Source organism: Aeromonas sp. A35_P, assembly GCF_002259925.1.
Lineage (GTDB): Bacteria > Pseudomonadota > Gammaproteobacteria > Enterobacterales > Aeromonadaceae > Aeromonas > Aeromonas dhakensis.
This window is the reverse complement of the sequence record NZ_NEVB01000071.1, coordinates 1-8,143: the sequence shown is the minus strand read 5'-3', so window position 1 is coordinate 8,143 and position 8,143 is coordinate 1. Positions and strand designations below refer to the sequence as shown.

At 62.3% G+C, this 8,143-nt stretch carries 4 protein-coding genes and 1 pseudogene; 1 reads left to right on the top strand and 4 read right to left on the bottom strand.

Annotated elements, in window-relative coordinates:
• The 3 genes and pseudogenes from CAK78_RS05785 to CAK78_RS05775 form a co-directional block, all read right to left on the bottom strand.
• Nucleotides 1-685, bottom strand: a 685-nt coding sequence (locus tag CAK78_RS05785; protein ID WP_141214115.1) for an IS5 family transposase, incomplete at its 3' end; no start/stop codon positions are given.
• Between the two features lie 872 nt (nt 686-1,557).
• On the bottom strand, nt 1,558-2,661 hold the full coding sequence (locus CAK78_RS05780) for an anhydro-N-acetylmuramic acid kinase (RefSeq protein ID WP_094696658.1): 1,104 nt from the start codon (nt 2,659-2,661) through the stop codon (nt 1,558-1,560).
• Between the two features lie 124 nt (nt 2,662-2,785).
• Nucleotides 2,786-4,096: pseudogene (locus CAK78_RS05775) on the bottom strand (peptidoglycan DD-metalloendopeptidase family protein).
• Nucleotides 4,097-4,210: 114 nt separating this feature from the next.
• Here CAK78_RS05775 and tyrS point away from each other — a divergent pair.
• Nucleotides 4,211-5,410, top strand: coding sequence for a tyrosine--tRNA ligase (gene tyrS, locus CAK78_RS05770; protein WP_094696657.1), 1,200 nt, complete (start codon nt 4,211-4,213; stop codon nt 5,408-5,410).
• A gap of 79 nt (nt 5,411-5,489) precedes the next feature.
• Here tyrS and ygjK read toward each other — a convergent pair whose 3' ends face one another.
• Entirely contained in the window at nt 5,490-7,970 is a 2,481-nt protein-coding gene (gene ygjK / locus CAK78_RS05765) for an alpha-glucosidase (RefSeq protein ID WP_094696656.1), read from the bottom strand.
• Nucleotides 7,971-8,143: the final 173 nt, after the last annotated feature.

The following is an 8,143-nucleotide window of genomic DNA, read 5'->3' as shown; positions in this document are numbered from 1 at the left end:
GGTTTTCTGCCCCCTGATATCCCGCGTCAGCGAACACAAACTCTTCCTTGCCATGGAGCAGATTCCCCACCTGATTGAGGTCGTGCTCGTTGGCTGACGTGGTCTCCAGACTGTGGGTGAGGCCACTCTTGGCATCAACGCCGATATGAGCCTTCATGCCGAAATACCACTGATTGCCTTTCTTGGTCTGATGCATCTCGGGGTCACGCTCTCCCCGCTTGTTTTTGGTGGAGTTGGGGGCTTCGATGATAGTGGCATCGACCAGCGTGCCTTGCTTCATCATGATGCCAGCGTCACAGAGCCACTGGTTGATGGCCTCGAATAGTTGGCGTGCCAGTTGGTGCTGCTCCAGCAGATGCCGGAAATTCATGATGGTAGTGCGGTCAGGGATAGCCTGGTCCAGGGAGAGTTTGGCAAACAGACGCATTGAGGCAATTTCGTAGAGTGCGTCCTCCATGGCGCCGTCGCTGAGGTTGTACCACTGCTGCATACAGTGAATGCGGAGCATGGTATCGAGTGGGTAGGGACGACGCCCGTTACCAGCTTTGGGATAGACGGGTTCGATGACCCCCAGCATCCTTGGCCATGGGAGCACAGCCTCCATGCGAGCCAAGAATATCTCTTTACGGGTTTTACGGCGTTTGCCATTGAACTCGCAGTCCGCGAAGGTGAGCTGGTGACTCATGCTGAACCTCATCCCTGATGCCAAGTGGGGTTCATGATCTCACATCAAGGACTTGTTCGCACTTTCCTGAGGTGGCTCAACGCTCTGAAATATAGCCAGAATGGCATTCAATGCACGATAAATGACGGGATAAATGGCTTCATATAGTGCGTTATGGTGGTGAAGGCCGAATGGCGCGGCTTCCCGCCATCATGCTCAGCGATCGGCCCTGTGAATAAAGCGTTAATGATTGGCACTATTTCGCTGTTAATGCAAAAAACTATGCATGGCTATGCATTTCATTGCGTTGAAAGGGGCTGTTATATGCATGGAAAATATGCTAGCTGGGGGCGGTTATTGTGCCCATTCGTCGGCTCCTGACATATCATTCAGCGATCTTGCATGGTTGTCGGCTTATTTGCAGGCAAAGCTCGCCGCGGGCAGCCGTTATTTGCCAGATATTGGCTGCCGTTATTTTCCAGATGGCACCCGTCAGGTTTATGCAATGAAATTGCAGCGTGGGACAAGCGCCATCAGGGGCAAATATCAGGACGGATGTTCCAGACCAGCCGATATCGGGCGAAGGATGCAACAGGGGGGGGCAGGCTGGTTCAGCGGGTGTAAACCTTGTGTCTGGAGCCCGGACAAGATAGCGCTGCCGCTTTGCCCTGTTCTGGCGGAAAAACCCGGTATCGCCCCATGGGCGGCGCGACAGGGTCTGGTGTTTGAGAGGTTGGCCGCCTGGGTTGCAGGAGCCTTGTTCAGGCGGCGCCTTAGACCAGGTATGGCTCAGGTGGGATAGAGGGCACCCAGTATCGCAAGGCGGCTGGCACCGGCATATGGGAGGGCAGGTTGCCCTCCTTGTTCAGGCGGCGCCTTGGGCTAGTCCTGGCTCAGGCGGGATAGAGGGCACCCAGCACGGCGGGGCGGCTGGCGCCGGTGACGGCGGGCAGGTTGCCGGGTTGGCGGTGGATAAAGCGCTGTGCCAGCCAGGCAAACGCCGCGCCCTCCATCCAGTCGGGGGCGATCCCCAGCTCGGCCGTGTTGGCGATGCGCCAGTCGGGCAGCAGACTGGCCAGCTCCGCCAGCAGCGGGGCGTTATGGGCACCGCCGCCGCAGACATACAGCTCGGGTCGGCTCTGCGCATCAGCCAGGGCGGGCAGCTGACGGGCAACGCTGTGGCAGGTAAGCGCCTGCAGGGTGCGCTGTACATCCGCCGGGGCATGGGCGTGGCCGACCAGCTCGCCATCGAGCCAGTCGAGGGTAAACATCTCGCGCCCGGTGCTCTTGGGGTGAGGGGCGGCAAAGTAGGGGTGAGCCAGCAGCTGCTCCAGCAGTGCAGGGATAAGCTGGCCGCTGGCCGCCCACTGGCCGCCGGCATCGTAACCGGCCCCCTGGGGGTGATGGCGGCGATACCAGCCGTCGAGCAGGGTGTTGGCCGGGCCGGTATCAAAGCCATAGACGCCATCGGCCTGGCCCGGCAGCACCGAGATATTGGCGATGCCGCCGAGGTTGAGCACCACCCGCAGGGCGCCGGGGCGTGCAAAGAAGGCCTGATGGAAGGCGGGCACCAGTGGCGCCCCCTGGCCGCCGAGGGCCATGTCCATGGTGCGAAAATCGGCGATGACGTCTATGCCGGTCAGCGCCGCCAGCAGGGCCGCGTTGCCGATTTGCAGGGTAAAGCCGAGCTGGGGACGGTGGCGGATGGTCTGGCCGTGGCTGCCGATGGCGCGAATATCCTTGGGAGTCAGCCCTGCCTTGGCCAGCAGGGCGTGGGTGGCGGCGGCAAATTCGCGGGCGACCAGGTTGTCGGCCACCCCCATGCGATCGATCTCGTTGTCGCCCGGGGTGCTGAGGGCGTGCAGCTCGTGGGCGGTGGGCCAGGGGTGGCTGACGGCCGCCTCGACCCGCAGTTGATCCCCCTCGATCAGCACCAGCACGGCGTCGATACCATCCATGCTGGTACCGGACATCAAGCCTATATAGCGTTCAGTCATCAGGCTTCCTTACTTGCAGGTCGGGAAAAAGTACGTGAGAGAGGAAGCTGCCTCGATCCCATGCCGAATTCTGGTACCGGACATCAAGCCGATATAACGCTCGCTCATGACTGTTCCTTGTAGGTCAATTGCCGCCGTTGGCCCGCTTGTTCTGGGCCAGCTGCAGCTCGGGGCTGTCCAGCTTGGCCAGCTGGGGCATGGCCTGCGCCTTGAAGCTGGCCAGCGCCCGCCCGCTCAGAGACTCCGCCTACGGCAGGTTGAGGGTGCGCGGGTTCTTGTGCACTCCGCCCACCACGAATTCATAGTGCAGGTGCGGCCCGGTGACCCGGCCGGTGCCGCCGAGCAGGCCGATGGTCTGGCCCTGCTTCACCCGCTGCCCCTTGTTGACGGTGCGCTTGGAGAGGTGCAGGTACTTGGTCACGTAGTTGCCGGCGTGCTTGATGAAGACGTAGTTGCCGTTGAACTGGTTGTAGCCGGCGGCCACCACGCTGCCGCCACCGGCCGCCATGATGGGGGTGCCCACCGGTGCCACGTAGTCGATGCCGTTGTGGGGGCGTACCTTGCCGGTGACCGGGTGCAGGCGGCGCGGGTTGAAGTTGGAGCTGATGTATTTGAAGTTGACCGGCGCGCGCAGGAAGCTCTTGCGCATCGCCTTGCCATCCGGGGTGTAGTAGTTGCCATCCTCGTTCAGCACGGCGCGATACACGGCACCCTGGTTGACGAACTCGGCGGCCAGGATGTCGCCGGAAGCAACCCGTTCGTCATCCTGGAATTTCTCCTCGTAAACCACCCGGAAGCTGTCGCCCGGTTGCAGGTCCTGGGCGAAGTCGATGTCCCAGCCGAAGATGGCGGCGAGATCCATGATCTGATCCTCGGTCATGCCGGCGTCGACGGCGGCGCCCCAGAAGCTGGAGCGGATCTCCCCCTTGGCCACCTGTTCGCGGGTGTCGAGCTCGAGCTTGACCGCCCGGGCGACAAACCCCTCATCCTTGCGGATCACCTTGAGCGCCTGCTCCAGGCTGTGGGGGTAGTAGAGGCTGTGCAGCTCGCCACCCTTGGTGAGCTTGAAGGTGAGCTCCTGGCCTGGCTTGAGCAGGCGCAGGGTGTCGGTGCCGTTCAGCTGATCGATGAGGTGCAGATCCGTGGTGCTCAGGCCAAGGCGCTGGAAGATGACCCCCATGTTGTCGCCGCTGCGCACCTTCACCAGCTTGGTGATGTAGCTCGGTTTGGGCGGGGCGACGGGCTTGGCTTCCGCCAGCAGTGCCTCCTCGTCGACCTGCTGCTCGATGGCCAGCTCGTTGCCGTTGTCATCGACCCGGGTGGCGACCGCCTGTTCGCTGGGCCAGGCCGCCAGCATCATCACCATGATGCTCAGGATCAGCACCATCTTGCGGTGCCAGTGAGGGAGAGAGTTGAAGGCGTGCCAAATGACCATGAGAAGCAGACGAAGTTGAGCCGGGAAGAATGTCGGAGTTTACCGCCTTTCCAATTGGCCCGCCATTCCAGTAATATGTCTGGCCCTGTGGAATCGTGATTGGAGAGTCAAAAAATGTCCCAGCTCGAGGTGGCGCTAGCCGAGATCAAGCGCGGAGCGGAAGAAATTCTGGTGGAAGAAGAACTGGTCGCCAAGTTGAAGGAAGGGCGCCCGCTGCGCATCAAGTTGGGGATGGACCCGACGGCTCCCGACATTCACCTGGGTCATACCGTGATCCTCAACAAGCTGAAGACCTTCCAGGATCTGGGCCATGAAGTGATCCTGCTGATCGGTGACTTCACCGCCATGGTGGGTGACCCCTCCGGCAAGAACGCCACCCGTCCGCCGCTCTCCGAAGAGGCCATCAAGCACAACGCCCTCACCTATGCCGAGCAGGCGTTCAAGATCCTCGACCCGGCCAAGACCCGCATCGAGTACAACTCCACCTGGCTGAGCGAGCTGGGCGCGACCGGCATGATCAAGCTGGCGGCCAAGCAGACCGTGGCCCGCATGATGGAGCGCGACGACTTCAAGAAGCGCTACAGCAACGGCCAGTCCATCGCCATTCACGAATTCCTCTATCCGCTGCTGCAAGGCTATGACTCGGTCGCGCTGAAGGCGGACGTCGAGCTCGGCGGTACCGATCAGAAGTTCAACCTGCTGATGGGGCGCGAGCTGCAAAAAGATGCCGGCATGGCGACCCAGTGCGTGCTGATGATGCCGCTGCTGGTGGGCCTGGATGGCGTCAAGAAGATGTCCAAGTCCGCTGCCAACTACATCGGCGTGCACGACGCTCCGGGCGAGATGTTCGGCAAGATCATGTCCATCACCGACGATCTGATGTGGAACTACTACGAGCTGCTCTCCTTCCGTCCGCTGGCTGAAATTGAAGAGTTCAAGGCGGGCATCGCCGCCGGCACCCTCAACCCGCGTGACGTGAAGATCTGGCTGGCCAAGGAGATCATTGCCCGTTATCACGACGAAGCGGCGGCCGAAGCGGCCCACGAAGACTTCATCCAGCGCTTCTCCAAGAACGCCATTCCGGACGAGATGCCGGAAGTCGAGCTGGCTTTGGAAGGCGAAGGGCTGGCCATCGCCAACCTGCTCAAAGACGCCGATCTGGTGGCCACCACCTCCGAAGCGTTGCGGATGATCAAGCAGGGCGCGGTCAAGGTGGACGGCGAGAAGTTGGAGGATGGCAAGGCTCTCATCGGTGCCGGCACCGCCGTCTACCAGGTCGGCAAGCGCAAGTTTGCCCGGGTGACCGTCAAGTAAGTCGCCAGCCCCTGGCGCCGCCATAAGAAAGGCCTCCCTTGCGGAGGCCTTTTTGTTGGCTCATTGCTGCTGATAGGGATCAGCCCTCGGTTTTCAGGAAGTTGCGATAGAGCATGTAGAGGTGGGCCGAGCTCCAGCTGAAGTTGCTGGCCCCCTGCATGGCGCCGGTCTCCGGGTTGTAGTTCTCGCGGATGGGGCCGCTGCCCGCCAGCCCCTCGGCGTTGGCAAACAGCTTGTTGACGAGCGTCTGGGCATCGCTGCGATAGCCGTAGTTCTCCAGCCCCTTCACCCCGAAGTAGAACTGATCCAGCCAGACCCGGCCGCGCCAGTAGATGTCGGGATCGTAAGCCGGGTTGGTCAGCGCCGCCGTGCCGAGCGGCACCTTGGTGTTGAACTCCTGGGCATTGAGCATCACCTCGCGCACCCGCGCCGCCTTCTCTTGGTCCGCCACCTCGGCCCAGAGCGGGCTCCACCCTTCCGGGCCACGGCCGCGGGCGGTCAACAGCTTGCCGACGCAGCCGTTGGCGTCGGGCAGATCCCCCTGGGCTATCTGGCGGTCGTAATAGAAGCCGGAGGCCTCATCGAACAGGCAGCTGTTGATATAACCGGCCAGCTGGGTCGCCCCTTCGCGATAGCGGCTCGCCTCGTCCGGCTTGCCGAGCAGCTCGGCCATGTCGGCCAGGATGCGTTTCTCCTTGGCGAGGAAGGCGTTGAGCTCCACCGACTCCTGATCGATGGAGAAGCCGATAAGGCTGCCATCGTCCTGATGGTTTTCGAAGAAGAAGACGTTCCAGTCCTGGCGCGCACGGGCCAGGTCGCCACCATAGGTCTTGTCGGCATAGCGCTTGAGCTGATCCGGCTCGATAAAGCCGAAGCGGGCGGCGTTGTCCATGCCGGACTCCCAGCCGGCGCCGTGCTGGGCGCCGATATCCATGTCGGCGTAGCCGCCAACGCTCAATACCTGCTGATAGAGCGCCATGCCGGCGCAGCCATACCAGCCATCTCCCTCATCGGTACAGCTCGACAGATCCAGCCCGGCCGGAGCCCCCGTCGGGTACTGCACCTTGAAGGTGATGTTGCCGAATTCGTCGTTGTGCTCGACGTGGCGGGTGGCGCCATATTCGATGATGCCGTTGTGGTTGTTGTCCCGCGCCCGGTACCACCAGTCGTGATAGGCCTGGATCTTCGGATACATCTCGGCGATGAAGGCCTTGTCCTTGGTGGCGCTGTAGATCTCCCAGATGGCCCAGGCGGAGAGGGGTGGCTTGGTGTCCCGCTCGTTCCAGTTGCCGCCGTCGCCACCGCGATCGGCGAGCTTGTTGTAGAAGACGGCGTCGATCACCATGCCGGCATCCTGCGGCCGGACCGGATCATCGGCCTGGATCTGGTAGTCATACATGGCGCGCACGTTGTTCTTGGCTACCTCGGGGTTGAAGTGGGCCATGGCGTAGGCGTGCTTCCAGCTGTCCCAGGCCCAGACCCCGTCGAACCAGCGAGCGGTGTTGGAGGGCGTTACCCCGTCGTGCAGGATGGCGCCGGCCGGTGAGCGCCAGTTGCCGTTGAGGGTCTCCATCGCCTTGACCGCGATACGCCGCTCCGACTCCGGGATCCCCTGATTGGAGAGGCCGCGCGCCAGGTAATCCTCCCAGCGGCGGATGGAGTCGTCGAAATGGCTGGCGGGGTCGGCCAGCAGCGCCTGGCGGCTCTGCTCGAAGCGACTCGCCTCATCGCTGGAGTGCACATAGCTCTGCAGGGTGTAGATGTCCTGCTGGCCCTTGGCGGCCAGGGTGAGGCTGGCCTCGCTCACGTAGCCGAGCCCCTGCTCGTCGAGGGTGGTGCGACTGGGCAGGGTGCGATCGATGCGGTAGCTGGCGCTGCCGCTCTGCATGATGTTCCAGGTGCTGCGCAGTTTGCCGAACTGGAATGCCACGCCGCGCTCGGTCTGGCTGATGGTGCGGGTCCAGGCGGGGTACTGCTCGGCGACCGTCTTGTTGGCATCCCACTGGTTGAGCAGCTCCCCCTGCCAGTTGAGCTTGAGGGTGAGGGGTGCATCGGTGTGGTTGATGAGGCGGGTGCGAACCAGCGCAGTGCGGGCATCGCCGTAGCGCAGCTCCAGCTCCAGGGTGAAGGGTTCGAATTCGAAGCGCTGCACCAGCGCCCCCGGGATGGCGTACAGCGCCTGCTTGCTGGCACTGGTGAGCGGGAAGGCGCGGCCGCTCTCGTCGCTCAGGGTCAGCTTGTCCAATTCGCTGGCGAAGAACAGGCTGTACTCCTCGGCGATGACCATGGGGCCGGTAAAGCCGCCCCACTCGCTGTCGCTGGCGGGCAGCAGGAAGCCGTGCCAGGCGCCGAGGTCGAGCAGCGGGTTGTATTTGAGGTTGGAGTAGCTGTCAAAGTCACGGAACTGGCGCGGGGTGCCGCTGCGGTCGATCACGTTCTGATACTGGTTCGCCAGGGTGGCGCTGGGGGCGGCCGGGCTGCTGGAGTCATTGCCGTTGCAGGCAGTGAGGCCGAACAGGGCGACGCTCAGGGTGACGGATAGTAAACTTTTACGAAACATCTCTCGCTCCAATGACAGTTTTTGTAGGTTAAGGAAGGTGTTTTTTAGTGCTTGTTTTAGTGAAAGCGTTTGCAAGAGCCATTATAGGGCGATGGTGACGGGATTTTTGGCGCTGTGTCACAGTGCAGGAGGGGCTGGTGTGAGCCGGATCACCCGGTTACACGAGGTTACAT